General features: G+C 71.2%; 21 protein-coding genes. 17 read left to right on the top strand and 4 right to left on the bottom strand.

What is annotated here, in order from left to right:
* Positions 1–129: 129 nt before the first annotated feature.
* From PV796_RS13440 to PV796_RS13385, 12 genes are all read left to right on the top strand, one after another.
* On the top strand, positions 130–1,503 hold the full coding sequence (locus tag PV796_RS13440) for a serine hydroxymethyltransferase (RefSeq protein WP_274913265.1): 1,374 nt from the start codon (positions 130–132) through the stop codon (positions 1,501–1,503).
* 119 nt (positions 1,504–1,622) lie between these two features.
* Positions 1,623–2,960, top strand: coding sequence for an MraY family glycosyltransferase (locus tag PV796_RS13435; protein WP_274913263.1), 1,338 nt, complete (start codon positions 1,623–1,625; stop codon positions 2,958–2,960).
* 289 nt (positions 2,961–3,249) lie between these two features.
* The gene (locus PV796_RS13430) at positions 3,250–3,687 is read left to right on the top strand and encodes a hypothetical protein (RefSeq protein ID WP_274913262.1); all 438 of its coding nucleotides are present in this window, start codon (positions 3,250–3,252) and stop codon (positions 3,685–3,687) included.
* A 279-nt stretch (positions 3,688–3,966) separates the two neighbouring features.
* On the top strand, positions 3,967–4,761 hold the full coding sequence (gene atpB / locus PV796_RS13425; RefSeq protein ID WP_274919004.1) for a F0F1 ATP synthase subunit A: 795 nt from the start codon (positions 3,967–3,969) through the stop codon (positions 4,759–4,761).
* A gap of 76 nt (positions 4,762–4,837) precedes the next feature.
* Entirely contained in the window at positions 4,838–5,107 is a 270-nt protein-coding gene (gene atpE / locus PV796_RS13420) for an ATP synthase F0 subunit C (RefSeq protein WP_274913260.1), read from the top strand.
* Between the two features lie 41 nt (positions 5,108–5,148).
* Entirely contained in the window at positions 5,149–5,712 is a 564-nt protein-coding gene (locus PV796_RS13415) for a F0F1 ATP synthase subunit B (protein WP_274913259.1), read from the top strand.
* Entirely contained in the window at positions 5,709–6,524 is an 816-nt protein-coding gene (locus PV796_RS13410; RefSeq protein ID WP_274913258.1) for a F0F1 ATP synthase subunit delta, read from the top strand. Before PV796_RS13415 ends, PV796_RS13410 begins: the two co-directional genes overlap by 4 nt.
* A gap of 213 nt (positions 6,525–6,737) precedes the next feature.
* Positions 6,738–8,327, top strand: a complete 1,590-nt coding sequence (gene atpA / locus PV796_RS13405) for a F0F1 ATP synthase subunit alpha (protein WP_274913257.1) — start codon at positions 6,738–6,740, stop codon at positions 8,325–8,327.
* A 20-nt stretch (positions 8,328–8,347) separates the two neighbouring features.
* The gene (locus tag PV796_RS13400) at positions 8,348–9,268 is read left to right on the top strand and encodes a F0F1 ATP synthase subunit gamma (protein ID WP_274913255.1); all 921 of its coding nucleotides are present in this window, start codon (positions 8,348–8,350) and stop codon (positions 9,266–9,268) included.
* A gap of 5 nt (positions 9,269–9,273) precedes the next feature.
* Positions 9,274–10,716, top strand: a complete 1,443-nt coding sequence (atpD, locus tag PV796_RS13395) for a F0F1 ATP synthase subunit beta (protein WP_274913254.1) — start codon at positions 9,274–9,276, stop codon at positions 10,714–10,716.
* A 107-nt stretch (positions 10,717–10,823) separates the two neighbouring features.
* Positions 10,824–11,207 (top strand): F0F1 ATP synthase subunit epsilon, encoded by a 384-nt coding sequence (locus PV796_RS13390; protein ID WP_136742616.1) that lies wholly within the window; start codon positions 10,824–10,826, stop codon positions 11,205–11,207.
* A gap of 117 nt (positions 11,208–11,324) precedes the next feature.
* On the top strand, positions 11,325–11,768 hold the full coding sequence (locus PV796_RS13385; RefSeq protein WP_274913252.1) for a DUF2550 domain-containing protein: 444 nt from the start codon (positions 11,325–11,327) through the stop codon (positions 11,766–11,768).
* 334 nt (positions 11,769–12,102) lie between these two features.
* Here the strand turns inward: PV796_RS13385 and PV796_RS13380 are convergent, their stop codons facing one another.
* Together PV796_RS13380 and PV796_RS13375 are read right to left on the bottom strand one after the other, a co-directional pair.
* Complete coding sequence (locus tag PV796_RS13380; protein ID WP_274913251.1) at positions 12,103–12,792, bottom strand: response regulator; 690 nt, start codon at positions 12,790–12,792, stop codon at positions 12,103–12,105.
* On the bottom strand, positions 12,789–14,018 hold the full coding sequence (locus tag PV796_RS13375) for a sensor histidine kinase (RefSeq protein ID WP_274913250.1): 1,230 nt from the start codon (positions 14,016–14,018) through the stop codon (positions 12,789–12,791). The genes PV796_RS13380 and PV796_RS13375 overlap by 4 nt, the downstream gene beginning before the upstream one ends.
* Positions 14,019–14,279: 261 nt before the next feature.
* Here PV796_RS13375 and PV796_RS13370 point away from each other — a divergent pair, with 261 nt between their 5' ends.
* Positions 14,280–14,864, top strand: coding sequence for a hypothetical protein (locus PV796_RS13370; protein ID WP_274913248.1), 585 nt, complete (start codon positions 14,280–14,282; stop codon positions 14,862–14,864).
* A gap of 7 nt (positions 14,865–14,871) precedes the next feature.
* On the opposite strand, the gene PV796_RS13365 is transcribed toward PV796_RS13370, so the two are convergent.
* The gene (locus PV796_RS13365) at positions 14,872–15,444 is read right to left on the bottom strand and encodes a cob(I)yrinic acid a,c-diamide adenosyltransferase (protein ID WP_274913247.1); all 573 of its coding nucleotides are present in this window, start codon (positions 15,442–15,444) and stop codon (positions 14,872–14,874) included.
* Positions 15,445–15,808: 364 nt separating this feature from the next.
* Between PV796_RS13365 and PV796_RS13360 the strand changes: the two genes are divergently transcribed.
* The 3 genes from PV796_RS13360 to PV796_RS13350 all read left to right on the top strand — a co-directional run bounded on the left by PV796_RS13360 (position 15,809) and on the right by PV796_RS13350 (position 20,110).
* Positions 15,809–16,657, top strand: coding sequence for a 3-hydroxyacyl-CoA dehydrogenase family protein (locus PV796_RS13360; RefSeq protein WP_274913245.1), 849 nt, complete (start codon positions 15,809–15,811; stop codon positions 16,655–16,657).
* Positions 16,658–16,803: 146 nt separating this feature from the next.
* A complete protein-coding gene (locus tag PV796_RS13355) occupies positions 16,804–17,127 on the top strand; it encodes an STAS domain-containing protein (RefSeq protein WP_274913244.1) in 324 nt (107 codons plus the stop codon).
* Positions 17,128–17,425: 298 nt separating this feature from the next.
* The gene (locus PV796_RS13350) at positions 17,426–20,110 is read left to right on the top strand and encodes an ATP-binding protein (protein ID WP_274913243.1); all 2,685 of its coding nucleotides are present in this window, start codon (positions 17,426–17,428) and stop codon (positions 20,108–20,110) included.
* 133 nt (positions 20,111–20,243) lie between these two features.
* Here the strand turns inward: PV796_RS13350 and nucS are convergent, their stop codons facing one another.
* On the bottom strand, positions 20,244–20,906 hold the full coding sequence (gene nucS / locus PV796_RS13345; protein WP_100599763.1) for an endonuclease NucS: 663 nt from the start codon (positions 20,904–20,906) through the stop codon (positions 20,244–20,246).
* Between the two features lie 252 nt (positions 20,907–21,158).
* Between nucS and PV796_RS13340 the strand changes: the two genes are divergently transcribed.
* Complete coding sequence (locus PV796_RS13340) at positions 21,159–21,551, top strand: SCO5389 family protein (protein ID WP_274913240.1); 393 nt, start codon at positions 21,159–21,161, stop codon at positions 21,549–21,551.
* Positions 21,552–21,589: the final 38 nt, after the last annotated feature.

Raw genomic sequence — 21,589 nt, 5'->3', positions numbered from 1 at the left:
GCTCGGCACGCCGCGCCCGATGCCTGAGCCGCGCCTACATTGGGATTGGGCCTGCCGGGCGGTCAGGGCCGGACGGGCCCCGGGGCACGTGCGACGTGCCCTGGTCCCGTACGAGGCCCGGAGCCAGCGATGCCCGCCACCACCGCGTCATCCCGCCGCACGTCCCCGGCCGGCGACCCCCGGACCGCCATCGCGGCCGAGGCCGTCGAGCAGCGGGCCCGGGCCGCCGCCCACGACCAGGTCACCAGGCCGCCCGGCTCTCCCGACTTCGCCGCGCTGCTGCGCCAGGACCCGGAGATCGCCGGCGTCCTGCTGGCGGAGAGCGGCCGGCAGAGCGACGGGCTCCAACTCATCGCCGCCGAGAACTTCGTCTCGCCCGCCGTCCTGGCCGCCCTCGGCTCCCCGCTGGGCAACAAGTACGCCGAGGGCTATCCGGGCGCCCGGCACCACAGCGGCTGCGAGATCGTCGACCTCGCCGAGCGGATCGCGGTGGAGCGCGCCACGGCCCTCTTCGGCGCCGAACACGCCAACGTCCAGTCCCACTCGGGCTCTTCGGCCGTGCTCGCCGCCTACGCCGCGCTGCTGCGCCCCGGCGACACCGTCCTGGCGATGTCCCTGCGGCACGGCGGCCACCTCACCCACGGCTCGCCGGCCAACTTCTCCGGCCGGTGGTTCGACTTCGCCGGCTACGGCGTCGACCCGGCGACCGGCCTGCTCGACTACGACGCGATCCGCGCACTGGCCCGCGAGCGCCGCCCCAAGGCCCTGGTGTGCGGCTCGATCGCCTATCCGCGCCACATCGACTACGCCGCCTTCCGCGACATCGCCGACGAGATCGGCGCGTATCTGATCGCCGACGTGGCACACCCGATGGGGTTGATCGCCGGCCGGGCGGCGCCCAGCCCGGTGCCCTACGCGGACGTGGTGTGCGCGACCACCCACAAGGTGCTGCGCGGGCCGCGCGGCGGGATGATCCTGTGCCGGGCGCGGCTGGCCGAGCGGATCGACCGCGCGGTGTTCCCGTTCACCCAGGGCGGCGCGCAGATGAACGCGGTCGCCGCCAAGGCCGTGGCGTTCGCGGAGGCCGCGACGCCCGCGTTCCGGGGCTACGCCCGCCAGGTCGTCGGCAATGCCCGGGCGCTGTCCGGCGGGCTGGCCGCGCAGGGCCTGACGGTCACCACCGGCGGCACCGACACCCACCTGATCACCGCGGACACCGCGCCGCTGGGCCTGGACGCGCGCACCGCCCGCGGCCGGCTGGCGGCCGCCGGCATCGTGTTGGACACCTGCGCGCTGCCCGGCGCCCAGCCGCCCGCGGGGTCCGGGACCTGCCCGACCGGGATCCGGCTGGGCACCGCGGCGGTGACGACGCAGGGGATGGGCGAGGCCGAGATGCACCGGGTCGCGGAGCTGATCGGGGCGGCGCTGCGGGAGGACGGCGCGGTGCGCGCCGCGGTCGCCGGGCTGGTCGGCCGGTTCCCGCCGTATCCGGATCAGGACTGAGCGCCGGCGGCTCCGGAACCGTCCGCGCGGCGCCCGGCGTCTTCTCCGGTATGCGCCCGTATTCACGGCCACTGGCCGGACACGCATAAGGTGTGGGGCTGTGATGGCCAGCTATCTCTATGGGGCAGCCCGTGCGTGAATACCTGCTGACGCTGTGCGTCACTGCCGCGGTGACCTACCTGCTGACCGGTCCGGTGCGGAAGTTCGCGATCGCGGCCGGTGCGGTGCCGGAGATCCGTGCGCGGGACGTACACCGCGAGCCGACCCCGCGACTGGGCGGGATCGCGATGTTCGGCGGGTTGTGCGCGGGGCTGCTGGTGGCCGCGCACCTGACCAACCTCAAGAGCGTCTTCGAGACCAACGAGCCGCGGGCCCTGCTGTCGGGCGCCGCGCTGATCTGGATCCTCGGCGTGCTGGACGACAAGTGGGGCGTGGACGCCCTGGTCAAGCTGGGCGGCCAGATGATCGCCGCGGGTGTGATGGTCCTTCAGGGGTTGACGATCCTGTACCTCCCGGTCCCCGGCATCGGCACGGTCTCGCTGACGCCGATGCAGGGCACCCTGCTGACCGTCGCGCTGGTGGTCATCACCATCAACGCGGTGAACTTCGTGGACGGCCTGGACGGTCTGGCGTCCGGCATGGTCTGCGTCGCCGCGGCCGCGTTCTTCATGTACACCTACCGGCTCTGGTTCGGTTACGGCATCGAGGCGGCGGCGCCGGCCACCCTGTTCTCGGTCGTCTTGATGGGCATGTGCCTGGGCTTCCTGCCGCACAACATGCACCCGGCCCGGATCTTCATGGGCGACTCCGGCTCGATGCTGATCGGCCTGGTGATGGCGGCCGGCGCGGTCTCGCTGACCGGCCAGGTCGACCCGGACCTGCTCAACCAGAAGGCGGGCGGTCTGCGCGAGGCGACCCACGCGATGGTGCCGGTCTACATCCCGCTGCTGCTGCCGCTGACGATCATCGCGGTGCCGGTCGCGGATCTGATTCTGGCCATTGTTCGACGGACCTGGAAGGGCCAGTCACCGTTCGCCGCGGACCGCGGGCACCTGCACCACCGCCTGCTGGAGATCGGCCACTCGCACAGCCGCGCGGTGCTGATCATGTACTTCTGGTCCGCGCTGATCGCGTTCGGCGCGGTGGCGTACTCCGCCAACGACGCCAGCATGTGGATCGTCCTGGGCATCGTGCTGCTCAGCACGGTCGGCCTGGTGCTGCTCCTGCTGCCGCGCTTCACCCCGCGGGCCCCGATCTGGGCCGAGCGGCTGGTCCCGCCGCGCTACCGCCGGGTCGTCCGCGCGGCGCTGGCCGTGGACGACCCGGCCGGGGGCGCGGCCGTGGACGAGCCGGGGGAGGAGCGTCGGTCGACGGTTCCGCCCGGGATCCACGGCGCCACGGCGATCGGCGACCGGTCACGTTTCGTGGACCGCCGCAAGGCGGGGAGTCACCGCTGAGGCCCCTCGTCGTCGCCCGAATGTGCGTCAGGAATCGGGACGGTTGACCCCATACCAGACAGATGATGGTTCGTCAGTGCACTGATGTGCAGAGTCACTCTCAGGTGTGACAGGATCCACACGAACCAGGTAAAGACCTCATCAAATAGTTTGTGATACCGTTCACGAAACCCGGCGATAGAGCCGAAGGGCCGTAGTGCGACGGTCCATTGGCCTGAAGGACCTTCCGCCGGCCGGGTCTACGCTCGTCCCTGACGACACCACCCCCATCCCATGCCGGAGCGCCACCATGCAGTCGAATGACGCCCGACTACTTCTCCACGCCGCCGTACCCACCGTTGCCGCCGGCGCCATCGCCGTTGCCGTGAGCGGTGTGGTCGCGGGCGCCGCGGGTGCGCTCGGCGCCGCCTTCGGCGCCCTGCTGGTCATCCTGGTGATGGGGGCCGGGCTCGTCGTCCTGCAGCAGACCGCCAAGAAGCTGCCGCAGCTGTTCCAGATGATGGGGCTGCTGCTGTACACGGTGCAGATCCTGTTCGTGGCGGTGTTCCTCATCGCCTTCAAGGACACAACTCTCTTCGATACCAAGGCATTTGCGTTCTCCCTGCTCGCTGCCACCCTCGTGTGGATCGCGGCACAGACCCGCGGCCACATGAAGGCGAAGATTCTGTACGTGGATCCCGACTCCGCGGAGGCCAAGACGGCCAAGACGGCGGGGTCGCCGACGTGACACGTAGGGCCGAGATAAACGGCCTCGTGCCGGCCTGCTATCGTCCGGTGCCAACTGCGGCGCAGCTGGCGCAGGCGGCTGAGCTCCCGGGGTCCCCGAGAAGGAACGGGAAGTTCTCGCGGCCGATGCCTGTGATCCGGACCGGCCTAGTGCCGACCAGCCGCCCCCTAATCCGTAACACCAGTCCAGTGCCGCTCCGTGGTTCAACGCCGCGCCGACACAACGAGGTTGCCGTACCCATGCGCCACGCTGAAGGAGCTCGCGGTGAGTGCTGAAACGATGCTCGCCTTCGAGACCGACTGCCACATCTTTTCCGGGTGCGGCTTTGATGCTCCCGGGCTTCATAACTTCGTCTTCGAGCCGCTCTTCACCATCGGTGGCTTCGAGTTCAACAAGCCGATGTTGCTGGCCCTGCTCAGCACGGTCGTCGTGGTGTGGTTCTTCTGGGCTGCCTTCGGCCGCGCCAAGGTGGTTCCCGGCAAGCTGCAGATGATCGGCGAGGCGGGCTATGACTTCGTGCGTCGCGGGCTCGTCTACGACGCGCTGGGGAAGAAGGAGGGCGACAAGTACGTCCCCTTCATGGTCTCGCTGTTCTTCTTCGTGTGGATCATGAACATCTGGTCGATCATCCCCGTCGCCCAGTTCCCGGTGACGTCGGTGATCGCCTTCCCCGCGGGCCTCGCGGCGATCGTCTACATCCTCTGGGTCTTCCTGACCTTCAAGAAGCACGGCTTCGTCGGCGCCTTCAAGAACTTCTCCGGCTACGACAAGTCGCTCGGCTGGGTCCTCCCGCTGCTGATGGTCATCGAGCTCTTCTCGAACCTGATCATCCGGCCGTTCACCCACGCGGTCCGACTCTTCGCGAACATGTTCGCGGGTCACCTGCTGATCCTGATGTTCACCGTCGCGAGCTGGTACCTGCTCAACGGGATCGGCTTCGTGTACGCCGGCGCGTCGTTCATCATGACCATCCTGATGACGGCCTTCGAGCTGTTCATCCAGGCCGTTCAGGCGTACGTCTTCGTGCTTCTGGCCTGCAACTACGTCCAGGGCGCGCTCGCCGAACACCACTGAGCACCCCGGCTCCCACCCCAACAGCTGTCCGGTGGCCAACCCCCACCGGTCCGTGAAACGAGAAGGAAGTAACGGCATGTCCGCTGCTCTCGAGATGGCCAACCACCTCGCCGCCGCCGGCGACTCCGCCAAGACCACGGTCGTCGGCAACGTCGCCGCCATCGGTTACGGTCTCGCCGCGATCGGCCCCGGCGTCGGCGTCGGCATCATCTTCGGTAACGGCACCCAGGCCCTGGCCCGCCAGCCCGAGGCCGCCGGCCTGATCCGCACCAACCAGATCATGGGTTTCGCCTTCTGTGAGGCTCTCGCCCTGATCGGCATCGTCATGGGCTTCGTTTACAAGTAAACGAAACTCATCGACTATCCATTCAGACGGAAGGCACTGATGTGAACGCCCTGAACTTGGCGGCGGAGGTTCCTGAGAACCCCCTCGTCCCGCCGATTCCAGAGCTGGTCATCGGCCTGATCGCTTTCTTCATCGTCTTCGGCTTCCTCGCCAAGAAGCTCCTCCCGAACATCAACAAGGTTCTGGACGAGCGCCGGGCGCAGATCGAGGGCCGGATCGAGGATGCCGAGGCGACTCAGGCCGAGGCGCAGCAGGTGCTCGCGGACTACCGGGCCCAGCTCGCCGACGCCCGCCACGAGGCCGCGCGCCTGCGCCAGGAGGCGCAGGAGCAGGGCGCGACGCTCATCGCCGAGATGCGCGCCGAGGGCCAGCGGCAGCGTGAGGAAATCATCGCCGCCGGTCACGCCCAGATCGAGGCAGACCGCAAGACGGCCGCCCAGGCGCTGCGTCAGGACGTGGGCAAGCTCGCCACCGAACTGGCCGGCAAGCTCGTCGGCGAGTCCCTTGAGGACCACGCCCGACAGAGCCGGACCATCGACCGCTTCCTCGACGAGCTTGAGGAGAAGTCGGCATCGGACGCGACGAAGGCTGAGGCCGGCCGATGAATGGAGCGAGCCGCGAGGCACTCGCCTCCGCACGCGAGCGGTTCAACGCGCTGACGGACAACACCTCCGTCGACGCCGCGAAGCTCGCCGAGGAGCTGGCTGCCGTCACCGCTCTGCTCGACCGCGAGGTGTCGTTGCGTCGGGTCCTCACCGACCCGGCGCAGCCCGGCGAGGCGCGGGCCGAGCTGGCCCGGCGGCTGCTCGGCGGCCAGGTCGGCGAGGCCACCCTCGACCTGGTGACCGACATGATCCGCTCCCGCTGGTCGCGCTCGCGTGACCTGCCGGACGCGATCGAGGAACTGGCGTTCAGCGCCGACCTCGTCGCGGCACAGCGGGACGGCCGCCTGGACGACGTCGAGGACGAGCTGTTCCGGTTCGGCCGGATCATCGCCGGGAGCGGCGAGCTCCGCCGTGCGCTGACGGACCGGAGCGCCACGGCCTCCGCCAAGACGGAGCTGCTGCACACGCTGCTGGGCGGCCGGGCCAACCCGGTCACCGAGCGGCTGGTGATCCGTCTTGTCGCACAGCCACGGGGCCGTAGCCTGGAGGCGGGGCTCGACGCCCTCTCCAAGCTGGCGGCGGCCCGCCGGGACCGCATGGTCGCGGTGGTCACCTCCGCGGTGCCGCTCAGCGACGGACAGCGGCAGCGCCTCGGCGCCGCACTGGCCGAGCTGTACGGCCGGCAGATCCACCTGAACCTCGACGTGGACCCCGATGTCCTCGGCGGCGTCCAGGTCCGGATCGGCGACGAGGTCATCAACGGGACCGTCGCGGAGCGCCTCGACGAGGCGTCCCGGCGGATGGCCGGCTGACGTAAGCCACCAACTCAAGAGCTGCACACCCGGCGGCGAGACACCGGACCCGCCGGACCGACAGGTCCGGCCGCGGTCCGGACGACGCCCCGGAGAACAGCACAAGCATGACGGCGGCCCCGAGTTGGGCCGTAAGCGGAAACGGTCCGGGGGAGACGCCCCCAGGACACCCGCACGTAACTTCGGGCCCAACAAGGAGAGCAGGGAACCCAGATGGCGGAGCTCACGATCCGGCCGGAGGAGATCCGGGACGCACTGGAGAACTTCGTCCAGGCGTACAAGCCGGACGCGGCCTCGCGCGAAGAGGTCGGGACGGTCAGCGATGCCGGCGACGGCATCGCACACGTCGAGGGTCTGCCCTCGACGATGGCGAACGAACTGCTGAAGTTCGAGGACGGCACGCTCGGTCTGGCGCTGAACCTGGAAGAGCGCGAGATCGGTGCGGTCATCCTCGGTGAGTTCAGCGGCATCGAGCAGGGCCAGCCGGTGCAGCGCACCGGTGAGGTGCTCTCGGTCGCCGTGGGCGAGGGCTACCTCGGCCGCGTCGTCGACCCGCTGGGCAACCCGATCGACGGACTCGGCGAGATCGAGACCGAGGGCCGCCGTGCCCTGGAGCTGCAGGCCCCCGGCGTCATGGTCCGCAAGTCGGTCCACGAGCCGATGGAGACCGGCTACAAGGCCGTCGACTCGATGGTGCCGATCGGCCGTGGCCAGCGTCAGCTGATCATCGGCGACCGCCAGACCGGCAAGACCGCCCTGGCCGTCGACACCATCATCAACCAGCGCGACAACTGGCGTTCCGGCGACCCGAAGAAGCAGGTCCGCTGCATCTACGTCGCCATCGGCCAGAAGGGCTCCACCATCGCGTCCGTCCGCGGCGCGCTGGAAGAGGCCGGTGCCCTCGAATACACCACCATCGTCGCCGCCCCGGCGTCCGACCCGGCGGGCTTCAAGTACCTGGCCCCCTACACCGGTTCGGCCATCGGCCAGCACTGGATGTACCAGGGCAAGCACGTCCTGATCATCTTCGACGACCTCTCGAAGCAGGCCGACGCCTACCGCGCCGTGTCCCTGCTGCTGCGCCGCCCGCCGGGCCGCGAGGCGTACCCGGGTGACGTCTTCTACCTGCACTCGCGTCTGCTGGAGCGCTGCGCCAAGCTCTCCGACGACATGGGCGCCGGTTCGATGACCGGTCTGCCGATCGTCGAGACCAAGGCCAACGACGTCTCGGCGTTCATCCCGACCAACGTCATCTCCATCACCGACGGCCAGTGCTTCCTGGAGTCGGACCTGTTCAACGCCAACCAGCGGCCGGCGCTCAACGTCGGTATCTCGGTCTCCCGCGTCGGTGGCTCGGCCCAGCACAAGGCGATGAAGCAGGTCTCCGGTCGACTCCGCGTCGACCTCGCCCAGTACCGCGAGCTGGAGGCGTTCGCCGCCTTCGGTTCCGACCTGGACGCGGCCTCCAAGGCCCAGCTTGGCCGCGGTCAGCGCATGACCGAGCTGCTCAAGCAGGACCAGTACGCGCCGATGGCCACCGAGGACCAGGTCATCTCCGTCTGGGCCGGCACCAACGGCAAGATGGACGAGGTCCCGGTCGCGGACATCCGCCGCTTCGAGCGCGAGCTCCTCGCCCACCTCCACCGGGAGAAGAAGGACCTGCTGACCAGCATCCGCGAGGGCGGCAAGATGTCCGACGACACCCTCGGTGCCATCTCGGACGCGGTCGACGCCTTCAAGCGGCAGTTCGAGACCTCGGACGGCAAGCTGCTCGGCGAGGACACCCCCGCCACCGGCAAGTGACGACGGAAGGGACCTGATCCATGGGAGCCACGCTCCGGGTCTACAAGCGTCGCATCCGCTCCGTCTCCGCGACCAAGAAGATCACTCGTGCGATGGAGATGATCGCCGCCTCGCGCGTCGTCAAGGCGCAGCGTCAGGTGGCGGCATCGACGCCGTACTCAAGTGAACTGACCCGCGCGGTGACCGCGGTTGCCACGGGTTCGAACACCCAGCACCCGCTGACGACCGAGGTGGAGAAGCCGACCCGGGCCGCGCTGCTGCTCATCACGAGCGACCGCGGTCTGGCCGGCGCCTACTCCTCCAACGTCATCAAGGCCGCGGAGCAGCTCACCGAGCGGCTCAAGGCCGAGGGCAAGGAGGTCGACGCCTACATCGTCGGCCGCAAGGGCGTGTCCTACTACGGCTTCCGTGAGCGCAAGGTCATGGAGTCGTGGGTCGGCTTCACCGACAGCCCGACGTACGCCGACGCCAAGATGATCGCCGCTCCGCTGATCGCCGCCGTCCAGCAGGACACCGCGGACGGCGGAGTGGACGAACTCCACATCGTCTTCACCGAGTTCATCTCGATGATGACGCAGAACGCGCTGGACGACCGTCTGTTGCCGCTGTCCCTGGACGGTGCGGCAGACGCGTCCGACGAGAAGTCCAAGGGCGAGATCCTCCCGCTCTACGACTTCGAACCGTCGCCGGAGGACGTCCTCGACGCCCTGCTGCCGCGGTACGTGGAGTCGCGCATCTACAACGCGCTGCTGCAGGCCGCCGCCTCCAAGCACGCCGCCACGCGGCGTGCGATGAAGTCGGCGACCGACAACGCCGAAGAGCTCATCAAGTCGCTCTCGCGGCTTGCCAACGCGGCCCGCCAGGCCGAAATCACCCAGGAAATCAGCGAGATCGTCGGTGGCAGTGCCGCACTGGCCGACGCGACCGCGGGGAGTGACTGACAACTATGACCACCACTGTTGAGACGGCCACGGCGACGGGCCGCGTCGCGCGGGTCATCGGCCCGGTCGTCGACGTGGAGTTCCCCGTCGACGCGATGCCGGACATCTACAACGCCCTGACGGTCGAGGTCATCGACCCGGCCGAGAAGGGCAAGACCAAGACCCTGACGCTGGAGGTCGCGCAGCACCTCGGCGAGGGCCTGGTCCGGGCGATCTCCATGCAGCCCACCGACGGCCTGGTCCGTCAGGCCCCGGTGACCGACACCGGCAACGGCATCACCGTGCCCGTCGGTGACATCACCAAGGGCAAGGTGTTCAACACCCTCGGCGAGATCCTCAACAAGCCCGAGGCGACCGCCGACGTCACCGAGCGCTGGGCCATCCACCGCAAGGCCCCGTCCTTCGACCAGCTTGAGTCGAAGACCGAGATGTTCGAGACCGGCATCAAGGTCATCGACCTGCTGACCCCGTACGTCAAGGGCGGCAAGATCGGTCTGTTCGGCGGCGCCGGCGTCGGCAAGACGGTGCTCATCCAGGAGATGATCTACCGCGTCGCCAACAACCACGACGGTGTCTCCGTGTTCGCCGGTGTCGGCGAGCGCACCCGTGAGGGCAACGACCTCATCGAGGAGATGACCGACTCCGGCGTCATCGACAAGACCGCGCTGGTCTTCGGTCAGATGGACGAGCCGCCGGGCACCCGTCTGCGCGTCGCGCTGGCCGGCCTGACCATGGCCGAGTACTTCCGTGACGTCCAGAAGCAGGACGTGTTGTTCTTCATCGACAACATCTTCCGCTTCACCCAGGCCGGTTCCGAGGTCTCGACCCTGCTCGGCCGGATGCCCTCCGCGGTGGGTTACCAGCCGAACCTGGCCGACGAGATGGGTCTCCTCCAGGAGCGCATCACCTCGACCCGTGGTCACTCGATCACCTCGATGCAGGCGATCTACGTCCCCGCGGACGACCTGACCGACCCGGCGCCGGCGACCACCTTCGCCCACCTCGACGCGACGACGGTGCTGTCGCGTCCGATCTCGGAGAAGGGCATCTACCCGGCGGTCGACCCGCTGGACTCGACGTCCCGGATCCTGGACCCGCGCTACATCTCGCAGGACCACTACAACTGCGCCTCGCGCGTGAAGTCGATCCTGCAGAAGTACAAGGACCTCCAGGACATCATCTCCATCCTGGGTATGGACGAGCTCAGCGAGGAAGACCGGCTCACGGTCTACCGCGCCCGTCGGATCGAGCGCTTCCTGTCGCAGAACACCCACGTGGCGAAGCAGTTCACCGGCGTCGACGGCTCGGACGTGCCGCTGGACGAGACGATCGCGGCCTTCAACGCGATCGCCGACGGCGAGTTCGACCACTTCCCGGAGCAGGCCTTCTTCATGTGCGGTGGCCTTGAGGACCTGAAGAAGAACGCCAAGGAGCTTGGCGTCTCCTGACCCGTGCTCCCGGACCGGGGGCGGCCTGGCCGTCCCCGGTCCGTACGACCACTAGTATTTGACCCAACATCTGCCACACCAGGCAGGTGGAGACCCGAGGAGCCATCGTGGCTGAGCTGCACGTCGAGTTGGTCGCCGCGGACCGGCAGGTCTGGTCCGGCGAGGCCAGCCTGGTCGTCGCGCGCACCTCGTCGGGCGACATCGGCGTCATGCCCGGACACCAGCCGCTGCTCGGCGTGCTGCAGTCGGGCCCGGTGACGATTCGCACGACCGGTGAGAGCGGGGACGGCACCGTCGTCGCCGCGGTGCACGGCGGCTTCATCTCGTTCGCCGACAACAAGCTGTCTCTGCTGGCGGAGATCGCCGAACTGTCGGACGAGATCGATGTCCAGCGCGCGGAGCGGGCCCTGGAGCGGGCGAAGTCGGAGGCCGACGCGGCCGCCGAGCGCCGCGCCGATGTCCGGCTGCGTGCGGTGACGGGCGTTCACTAGAGCTCCGTCACCGTCGAGATCGATCCTCAGCCGCGGGCTGCCCGGACTTCCGGAGCGGTCCGCGGCTGAGGCAATGCAGGTGCGTTTCCCGAATACACGGCGAGGAGGTCGGTCGAGATGGTCCTCGCTCTGCTCGTGAGCGGCGCGGTCGTGTTGCTCGTGCTGCTGGGGCTGTTCGTCTTCGGACTGCGACGGCGGCTCATCCAGCGCTCCGGCGGCACCTTCGACTGCAGTCTGCGCTGGAACGCGCCGGAGGTCGAGCCCGGCGGCAAGGGCTGGATCTACGGTGTGGCGCGGTACAACGGCGACCGGGTCGAGTGGTTCCGGGTCTTCTCGTACGCGCCGCGCCCCCGCCGCGTGCTGGAGCGCTCCGCCATCGAGGTGCTGGAGCGCCGCACCCCCCAGGGCGAGGAGGAACTCGCCCTGCTCTCCGACTCCATCGTGCTGGCCTGCGCCCACGACGGCCTCCGCGTGGAGCTCGCCATGAGCGAGGACGCCCTCACCGGCTTCCTGGCCTGGCTGGAGGCGGCCCCTCCGGGGCAACGAGTCAACGTGGCTTGAATGGGGCGTTCTCGTTGGATGAGGGTCCCCCCGGACGAAGCCTGAGGGAGGGCGAACGTGGCCTGAGGAGCGGGGAGATGGCTGCCGGTTGAGGGCTGTTGTCTGAGAGCGGTCGCCTGATGGCTGCCTCCCGACGCCTGCCGCCTGGTGGCGGTCGCCTGAGCGCCGCTGCCCGACGGCCGTCGCCTGACGGCCGGAATACCTCTCGTCCCGACTTCGTTGTGGCCCCGCAGGGGGGCCTGGCGCCCCCTACGGGATCCGTTCGGACGTCCCCTACGGCACTCCGCCCCGGCCACCGTGCCTCGGCTTGAGCGCCTCCGCTTGAGCGCCTCGGCTAAGGCGCATCCACCCCCAACTCCTGGGCCAGGACGGCCGCTTGGACGCGGCTGCGGAGGTCCAGTTTGGCCAGGAGGCGGCTGACGTGGGTCTTGACGGTGGCCTCCGCCATCGCCAACCGCAGCGCGATATCGGCGTTCGACAGCCCCTGACCCAAGCAGCCCAGCACCTCCCGCTCCCGTGGGGTCAGCGCGTCCAGCGCCGCCGGGTCGGGGGCCCGGCGGTCCCGCGGCGGTCGGCCCGCCGGGCGCGGGCGGGCGAACTCCGCGATCAGCCGCCGGGTCACCGCCGGGGCGATCAGCCCCTCGCCGGCCGCCACCGTGCGCACCGCGGTCAGCAGTGCCGCCGCGTCGCTGTCCTTGAGCAGGAAGCCCGCGGCCCCCGCCCGCAGCGCGCCGAAGACGTACTCGTCCAGGTCGAAGGTGGTCAGCACCAGGACGTCGGCCAGCCCCTCCGCGGTGATCCGTCCGGTGGCCGAGACGCCGTCCAGCCGCGGCATCTGAATGTCCATCAGCACCAGATCGGGTCGTAACGCGCGGGCCAGGCGGATCGCCTCCTCGCCGTCCACCGCCTCCCCGACCACCTCGATGTCGGGCGCGGAGCGCAGGATGAGGACCAGTCCGGCCCGTACGGCGGACTGGTCCTCGGCGACGAGGATCCGGATCGGCTGGGTGGCGGCGCCTGTCATCGTTGCTCTTCCTCTCCGGCGGCGGGCAACGCTGCCCGCACCAGCCAGACTCTTCCGTCCGGCCCGCCTTCCGGGCCGGCTTCGAACTCCCCGCCCAACAGGGCGATCCGCTCCCGCATGCCGACCAGCCCGGCTCCGGAGCCGGGCGCGCGGGGGCCCGAACGCTCACCGTACGGGCTGCGCACGGTGACGGTGAGCGCCCCTTGGGGGCCGTCGGCGACCCGCACCCGGACCGTGCCGGGCGCGGCGTGCTTGAGCGCGTTGGTCAGCGACTCCTGGACGATCCGGTACGCGGCCAACTCCACCGGTGCCGGGGGCCTTTCGTCGCCCCGGCCGGCCGGCTGCCGGTCGTCGTCCAGGACGAACCTCAGGTCGCTGGCGACGCCGTTGGCGCGGGCCTGTTCGACCAGGGCCTCCAGGCCGTCGAGGGTGGGGGTGGCGGCCGGCTCCTCGCAGGTGGTGGCCGCCGGGTCCCGCAACAGCCCGATGAGGCGGCGCATTTCGGCCAGGCCCTGGACGCTGTTCTCGCGGATGACGGTGAGCGCCGCACGGGTCGCCGACGCGTCGTCGATGGTCTGCGCGGCGGTCGCGTGGATGGCGATCGCGGACAGGTGGTTGGCGACCAGGTCGTGCAACTCCCTGGCCATCCGGGCGCGTTCGCCGACCACCGCCTGGGTGCGGTCCATCTCGGCCAGCAGCGCGGTCTGTTCGGCCCGCAACCGGGCGCTCTGCGCGGCGTCCCGATGGCCGCGGATGATCACGCCGGTCCAGGCGGGGGCCACGGTGATCAGCGCGATGCCGATGCCGATCAGCACCACCTGCGGGTCGGGCCAGGCCGCCGCGGTCGCGGCCGTGGCCAGCACCGTCACCAGCACCGAGTGGACCGGGATCTGCCGGGCGGCGGCCGGCGGCCCGTAGAGCACCGCGGCGTACAGCACGTCCGTGAACATCAAGACGGTGGCGATCAGCGCGCCGGTGCAGACGTCCAGCGCCAGCGCCGGCACCGCGAGGGCCAGCGCGGTCATCGGGGCGGTGCGGCGCAGGAGTTCGGCCACCACCATGACGGTGAGCGCGAGCGGGGTGGCCGACGAGGGAAGGTCGAACAGCGGGGGACCGCCGTGCAGGCCGAGGACCCACAGCAGCACCCCGGTGGACAGCCCGCCGGCCGCGATGAGGACGTCGAGGCGGTGCGGCCGGCCCGGCGCGGCGGGATGGTGGGCGATCACCCCTCCATCAAACACGGCGTCGGGGCCGGGCGCCGCCACCTCGCCCGCTTCCGGCTACGCCGCGGGCGGGCGGAGGCCGGGCCCGCGCACCGCGCCGCCTCCTCCCGCCCGTCGGTCGGGTACATCGAAAGATGCAGCTCGGGATCGTCGCCGCCGACGAGGTACCGGGCGCTCTCGGCTGCGAGCCTTTGAGGGACCGCCCCGCTGGGCCGGTGCGCCACGGCCGCCCGGGAAGCGGAGCGGCCGGAGAGGAGAGATGCCGTGGTCGTCACCCTGATCATCGCCTGCGAGGTCGGCTTCTGGGTGCTGCTCGCCGCCGGCCTGGCGCTGCGCTATCTGGCGCGGATGCCGAGGACCGGGGCGGCGGTGCTGCTGCTGGAGCCGCTGCTGGAGCTGGTGCTGCTGATCGTCACCGCGATCGACCTGAAGAACGGGGCCACCGCGGACTGGAAACACGGCCTGGCCGCCCTCTACATCGGCTACACCGTCGCCTACGGCCACTACACGATCAAGTGGGTCGACGGGTACGTCGCCCACCGCTTCGCCGGCGGCCCGCGCCCCGTCAAGCGCTACGGCATGCAGCGCTTCGTCCACGAGATGAAGCTGTGGGTGCGCACCGTGGTGATGGCCGGGGTGGCGGCCGCGCTGCTCCAGGTCGCCATCTGGTACGTCGGTCAGGACGGGGACGCGTCGTCGCTGCGGGAGTGGCAGGCGACGAGCCTGCGCATCGTGATGATCCACGCGGTGATCGCGCTGACCTACCTCATCTGGCAGAAGAAGGACCCCAACGGCCAGTCCGCGCCGGCGGAGGCGGCGGACCGGCCCCGGGAGAAGTCGCTGCGCTAGGGCCGGTTCAGCGCTCGCCGCCCGGCACCCACAGCACGTCCCCGGTCTCCTTGTTGGCCGTGCGGGCGAGGATGAACAACAGGTCGGAGAGGCGGTTGAGGTAGGTGGCGGCGAGCGGGTTCATGGTCTCGCCGTGCTCCTCCATCGCCGCCCAGGTGGCGCGCTCGGCGCGACGGACGACGGTGCACGCCTGGTGGAGCAGGGCGGCGCCGGGGGTGCCGCCGGGGAGGATGAAGCTGCGCAGCTTCTCCAGCTCCGCCAGGAAGCGGTCGCAGTCCGCCTCCAACTTGTCGACGTAGGACTGCTCGACGCGCAGCGGCGGGTATTCCGGGTCCGCCACCACCGGGGTCGCCAGGTCGGCGCCGACGTCGAAGAGGTCGTTCTGCACCCGCAGCAGCACCGCGGCGACCTCCTCGGGCAGCGCGCCGAGCGCCAGCGCCACCCCGATCGCCGCGTTGGCCTCGTTGGCGTCCGCGTACGCCGCGATCCGGGCGTCGGTCTTGGCGGTCCGGCTCATGTCGCCGAGCGCGGTGGTGCCCTTGTCTCCGGTACGGGTGTAGATGCGGGTCAGATTCACCATAGGAGTGAGACTACGCCGCGGGCCGGGGGAGGGCGCGGGCGTGCGGGGCCGTCGACTTCGGCCGTGGGCCGGGCCGTCGGCGGGCGGTCGGTGCGGCGCCGACCGGCCGGGTCCGGCGCGGGCCCGCGAAGGTCTCCCGAGACGCGCTCGGGCCGCTGGGCGAGGGGGCGGCGGGGCGACCGGACGGGTCCTCAACTGCCCGGTGCGGGTGGCCGACTGACGGTTCCGGCGGGGGTCGGCGGGCCCCCTGAGTGTGATGTCCGTCATTCGAGACGTGACGCGCATCTCTTAGCGACCAATCGATCGTCGCCGACCGCTAACGTCGCTCACGACCGTCAAATGCACAGGGTGTGAGGGGACAGCAGTGGCAAAGAAGCTGGCCGTCATCGGCGCCGGACTGATGGGTTCCGGTATCGCGCAGGTCTCGGCCCAGGCGGGTTGGGACGTCGTCCTGCGCGACGTCACCGACGAGGCGCTGGCGCGCGGAAAGGGCGGCATCGCCGCCTCCTACGAGAAGTTCGTCGCCAAGGGGAAGTTGACGGCGTCCGACGCCGAGCAGGCGTTGGCCCGGATCTCCACCACCACCGACCTGGACGCGGTCGCCGACGCGGACCTCGTGGTGGAGGCGGTCTTCGAGAAGATCGAGGTCAAGCGGGAGATCTTCCAGACGCTGGACAAGTTGGCCAAGGACGAGGCGGTGTTGGCCTCCAACACCTCGGCGATCCCGATCACCAAGATCGCCGCGGCCACCTCGCGGCCCGAGCGGGTGGTCGGCACGCACTTCTTCTCGCCGGTGCCGCTGATGCAGCTCTGCGAGCTGGTGCGCGGCTACAAGACCAGCGACGAAACCCTCGCCGCCGCACGGGAGTTCGCCGAGTCCGTCGGCAAGACCTGCGTCGTGGTCAACCGCGATGTGGCCGGCTTCGTCACCACCCGGCTGATCTCGGCGCTGGTCGTCGAGGCCGCCAAGCTCTACGAGTCCGGGGTGGCCACCGCCGAGGACATCGACACCGCCTGCAAGTTGGGCTTCGGGCACGCGATGGGCCCGCTGGCCACCGCCGACCTGACCGGCGTCGACATCCTGCTGCACGCCACCGAGAACATCTACACCGAGTCGCAGGACGAGAAGTTCGCCCCGCCGGAGCTCATGCGCCGCATGGTCGACGCCGGTGACATCGGCCGCAAGAGCGGCCAGGGGTTCTACGCACACTGATGCCGCGTCAGGGACGTACTCCCACGGGGTCACCCCGCGGGGTGATTTCGGTATCGGTTCGCTCACAGACGGCAACTTCGCCGTGGGAGAGGCAGTCAGTTCGGTAGACGACAATGCACCACAACCCATGACATCGGGGAGCGCATATGTACATCAGGGGCGACCACGCCGAGCTGGTCGTCGGGGGCCGCCTCGACGTCCGCAGCGCGGCGGACGCCCGTACGGCCCTGCACGCCGCCGTGGACGCCGGTCGGGGTGATCTGGTGCTGGATCTCGCCGAGTTGGACTCGTGGGACGCCACCGGCCTCGGAGTGATCATGGGTGCGCACCGGCGGGCCGGCCGCAACAACCGCCGGCTCGTCCTGCGCGGGGTGCCGCCGCAGATGCAGCGGCTCCTGGTCGCCACCCGGCTCCACCGCGTCCTCGCGATCGAGGGCGGGATCGAGGCGGAGTCGCTTCCCCGGGTGTGAGACCGGGGGAGCGGGTGCGGTCGTCGCGGGGTGACGGGTGCGCCCATGCGTGCCGACGTTCACACTCGGGCAAATCCGGCGAAGCGCGCATCTCGCCTGATGTGCGGTCTTTTCCGGCAAGGCGCTACCCCGAGTGTGCCCCGAGCCGGGGAACGGTCTATGGTTCGGTTGCCTGCCGTGTGTCATCATCCGCGGCGGGGCACCGGACCAGACGCGACGGCTGAGGACAATCGCCGGAGCCGGGGGAGTGCGGACGGCCGGAAGCACCGACGGCACGCACATCCTGGGAGCTTGCAGCATGGACCCGAACACCCACCCGGGGCCCGAAGAGTACGAGGAGCAGGGCGGCCCGGCCGGGCCGCCGGCCCCCGAGACCGCCGGCCGGCCCGCCGGATCCGACGGCCTGGCCCGCGTCGTCCGGCTGGTGACCGGCCCCTACCTGGTCACCGTCAACCCCGTCGACGGCTGCGAGATACAGCCCTGCCCACCCGGTGAGCGGCCCGCCGCGCCGGAGAAGCGCGACGCCCAGGACCGCGCCGAGACGGCCCGCGCCGCGCTGCCCCCGGCGCCCACCGGACCGCTCTCCTTCGCCGGCCACGCGATCCCCCTCGAAGAGCGCGACGAGGACATCGCCCGGCTGATCCGGCTGCTCACCCGCGGCCGCTCGGTCCGCGTCACCGGCCCCGCTGGCTCCGGCCGCACCCGGCTGCTGGACGCCGTCGCGGGCGGCGTCGCCGACCTCGCCCCGGACGGCGTGGTCCGGCTCTCCGGCTACCACCGCAGCGTCGCCGACGTCCTGTACGCGCTGTTCGCCGCCGTCTACCGGGCCCCGCAGTACCGGCCGGAACGGCCCGAACTGCTGCGTCTGCTCGGCGAGATCGGCGCCGTCGTCGTCCTGGACGACCTGGATTTCGGCGGCGCCGCGCTGGACGAGCTGCTCGACGCCACCCCCGAGTGCGCCTTCCTCCTCGCCGCCACCCCCGACGTGCCGGCCCCCAGCGCCGACGCCCACGTCGAGGAGGTCTTCGTCGGAGGGATCAGCCAGGCCGCCGGCGCCCGGCTGCTGGAGCGCGCCGTGGACCGCCCGCTCACCCGGGAAGAGAAGTCCTGGGCCGCCGACCTGTGGTTCGAGTCCGAGGGGCTGCCGCTGCGGTTCGTCCAGGGCGCCGCCCTGCTGCGGCAGCGCGACAGGGCCCGGACCGCGCCCGGCGCCCTCGACGACGGCTACGGCCTCTTCCCCGAGGACGGCACCGCGGACCCGGAGCGGCGCCCCGAGGTCCCGCTGCCGGCCCTCGGCGAGGCCGCCGCGCCCGCCCCGCTGCTCGCCAACCGGCTCGGCGCCGCCGCCCAGGAGGCGCTCCGCTTCGCGGTCGCCCTCGGGGGCGAACTGCCCCACCAGGCACACCTGCCGGCCCTCACCCAGGACACCCAGGCCGACGCCGCCCTCGGCGAGCTGCTCGGCTGCGGCCTGATCAGCCCGGCCGGCGGCCACTACCGCCTCGCGGCCACCGTCCAGGACCAGTTGACCGCCGCCGGCTACGCCGAGGGCGCCCCCGCCCGGGCGCACACCGCCGCCCAGCACTACGCCTGGTGGGCCGGGCACCCCTCGGTCACCCCCGAGCGGGCCGCCGCCGAGTCCGGCGCGGTGCTGGCCGCCATGGGCGTGCTGACCGGCAGCCGGGAGAGCGGCCATCCGGCCGCCGCGGTGCTGCTGGCCCGCACCGCCGCGCCCGCGTTCGCCGCCGCGCTGCACTGGAGCGCCTGGGAGCGCAGTCTGCGGCACGGCCAGGAGGCCGCCCGGCTCGCCGGCGAGGTCGCCGAGGAGGCGTACTTCCACCACGACCTGGGCGTGCTGGCGCTGTGCAGCGGCAACGTCGACCGGGCGCGCGCCGAGCTGGAGGCGTCCATCGGGCTGCGCGGGGTGCTCTCCGACCGGGACGGCGCGGTCGCCGGGCGGCGCGCCCTCGCCCTGGTCATCGACCGCGCCCGGGCCGCCTCCGCGGACGCCCCGACGGCCCTGATCGCCCCCGTCGCCGCGACGCCGGCCCCCGAGGGGGCGGACGCGTCGGCGGGCCACGAGACGGCCGCCGGGTTGTCGCCCGACGCGGTGTCAACGGCCAAGCTGCACGCGGTCGTTCGGCCGGAGGGGCCCGCCCCCGCGGCCGCCGCGCCCGGCGAGACCACCGCCACCCTGCCGGCCGCCAAGGCCGCCAACACGGTGCGGACCCCCGTGGCGGTCCCGGCCGCGGCGAGGGGCGTGACCGCCAAGTCCGCATCGGCCGGCGGCGGTTCGGCCACCGGCGGCGTCCGGCACGCCCTGCGCCGCACCGGCCGCCGCAACCTCCTCGCCGCCGCCGGCGGAGTGCTGCTGGCCGCGGTGCTCGGCACCGTCGTCACCCTCGGTGTGACCTCCGACAACACCGGCCCGCAGGACGACAAGAAGGTCACCACCGAGCAGTCCCCGACCCCGAGCGACGACACCGGGCAGCCGGCCCGGGAGACCGGCACCGGCCTGCCGCCCACCGGCCCCGGCACCACCCACCCCGGCACCCCGAGCCACCGACCGACCACCTCGCCGTCCGCCCCCGGCACCACCGGCGCCCCCACCGGCCCCGGCACCCCCACCGGCGGACCGACCTCCGGCAGCGGCTCCCCGACCGGCGGCACCACGTCCCCCACCGACCGCCCGACCCACCCCACGCACACCCCCACCGACCGTCCCACCCACACCCCGACCGGGAAGCCGACCGACACCCCGACCGACCCCACCCCGACGGGGAAGCCGACCGACACCCCGACCGACCCGACCCCGTCGACGTCCGGCGGCTCCACGGGCGGCTCTACGGGCGGCAGCCCCTCCGGCGGCAGCTCCGTGGTGGCGCCGTCCACCAGTACCGGGAACGGCTCCGGCACCGCACCGTCGTCATCCGGCCAGGCGGCTTCCAGCCAGGAGGCCACCGGGCAGGGCACCCCGACCGGCTGACCCAGCCGCCCCACCCGCACCACCCGGCCCACCCGGCGCGCGTCACCACGCCACGACGGCCCGGTACGCACCCCCGCCCACCGGGCGGACGGATCGCGTACCGGGCCGTCGTCGTACGGGCCGGTGCGGGCGGTCAGAACAGTCGCAGCTTGTCGTCCTCGATGCCGCGCAGCGCGTCGTAGTCCAGCACCACACAGCCGATGCCGCGGTCGGTGGCCAACACCCGGGCCTGCGGCTTGATTTCCTGAGCTGCGAAGACCCCCTTCACCGGGGCCAGGTGCGGGTCGCGGTTGAGGAGTTCGAGGTAGCGGGTGAGCTGCTCGACGCCGTCGATCTCACCGCGCCGCTTGATCTCGACGGCGACGGTCTGCCCGTCGGCGTCCCGGCACAAGATATCCACCGGGCCAATGGCAGTGGGGTATTCACGCCGAATAAGCGAGTAGCCCTCGCCCAGTGTCTCGATCCGGTCGGCGAGCAACTCCTGGAGGTGCGCCTCCACACCGTCCTTGATCAGCCCGGGGTCCACGCCGAGCTCGTGCGAGGAGTCGTGCATGATCTCCTCAAGGGTGATGATGAGCTTCTCGCCGCCCTTGTTCTCCACCGTCCACACGTTGCCGTCGCCCTCCTTGAGGGAGCAGGGCGGGGACATCCAATTCAGGGGTTTGTAGGCCCGGTCGTCCGCGTGGATGGAGACGGAGCCGTCCGCCTTCACCAGGATCAGGCGGGGGGCGGAGGGCAGATGAGCGGTGAGCCGCCCCGCGTAGTCCACGGAGCAGCGGGCGATGACGAGACGCATGGTGCGCCACGCTACTCGAAGCGGGGCCGCCGACGCGATTCGGCCCCGGGCCGGAGGCTCTTTACGGCGGAAACCGCCGCACCCCCGGCGCCCGTGCATGGCCGGTTGTATGTGCAATCTCCTGGTGCGGACCCCTTGCGCGGCATACCGTTGACGCGGGGGGTCGCGGTGCGAACACGCTCTGTCGCGATTTCCCCTTGTCCCATCCATGAGGTCCCGTCCGTCGCGACGGGGCCGCGAGAGGAGAACCTCATGTCGCTCGACGTCTCACCGGCCCTCCTCGAACAGGCCGAGCGGGGCGAGGTCGACGAAGCCGCGTTTGTCGACTGCGTCCGGACGTCCCTGCCCTACGCGTGGGGGATGATCAGCTCACTGGTGGACCGGCTGGAGGCGGACGGCGGCGAGTTCGCCGACAACCAGACGCCGCCGCCGGACGAGCAGGCGCGTGGCCAGCTCCTGCGCGCGCTGGCAAGCGACGCCATCCGCGGCTCGCTGGAGCGTCACTTCGGTGTGCGCCTCGCCTTCCAGAACTGCCACCGGGTCGCGGTGTTCCCGCTCGACCCGGCCGCCGACCGGCGGCTGGCCCGATTCACCTCCGTGCGGGGCCAGTTGCTGAACCAGTCGCCCGAACTCCGCGACTGCTGAACGGAGTTGCTGCCGCCGAGCCGACCCTCCGGAGCTCC

It is taken from the genome of Streptomyces sp. WZ-12, from assembly GCF_028898845.1.
Classification (GTDB): Bacteria; Actinomycetota; Actinomycetes; order Streptomycetales; family Streptomycetaceae; genus Streptomyces.
Note: the sequence above shows the minus strand (reverse complement) of the source record. Positions and strands in the feature narration are given on the sequence as shown.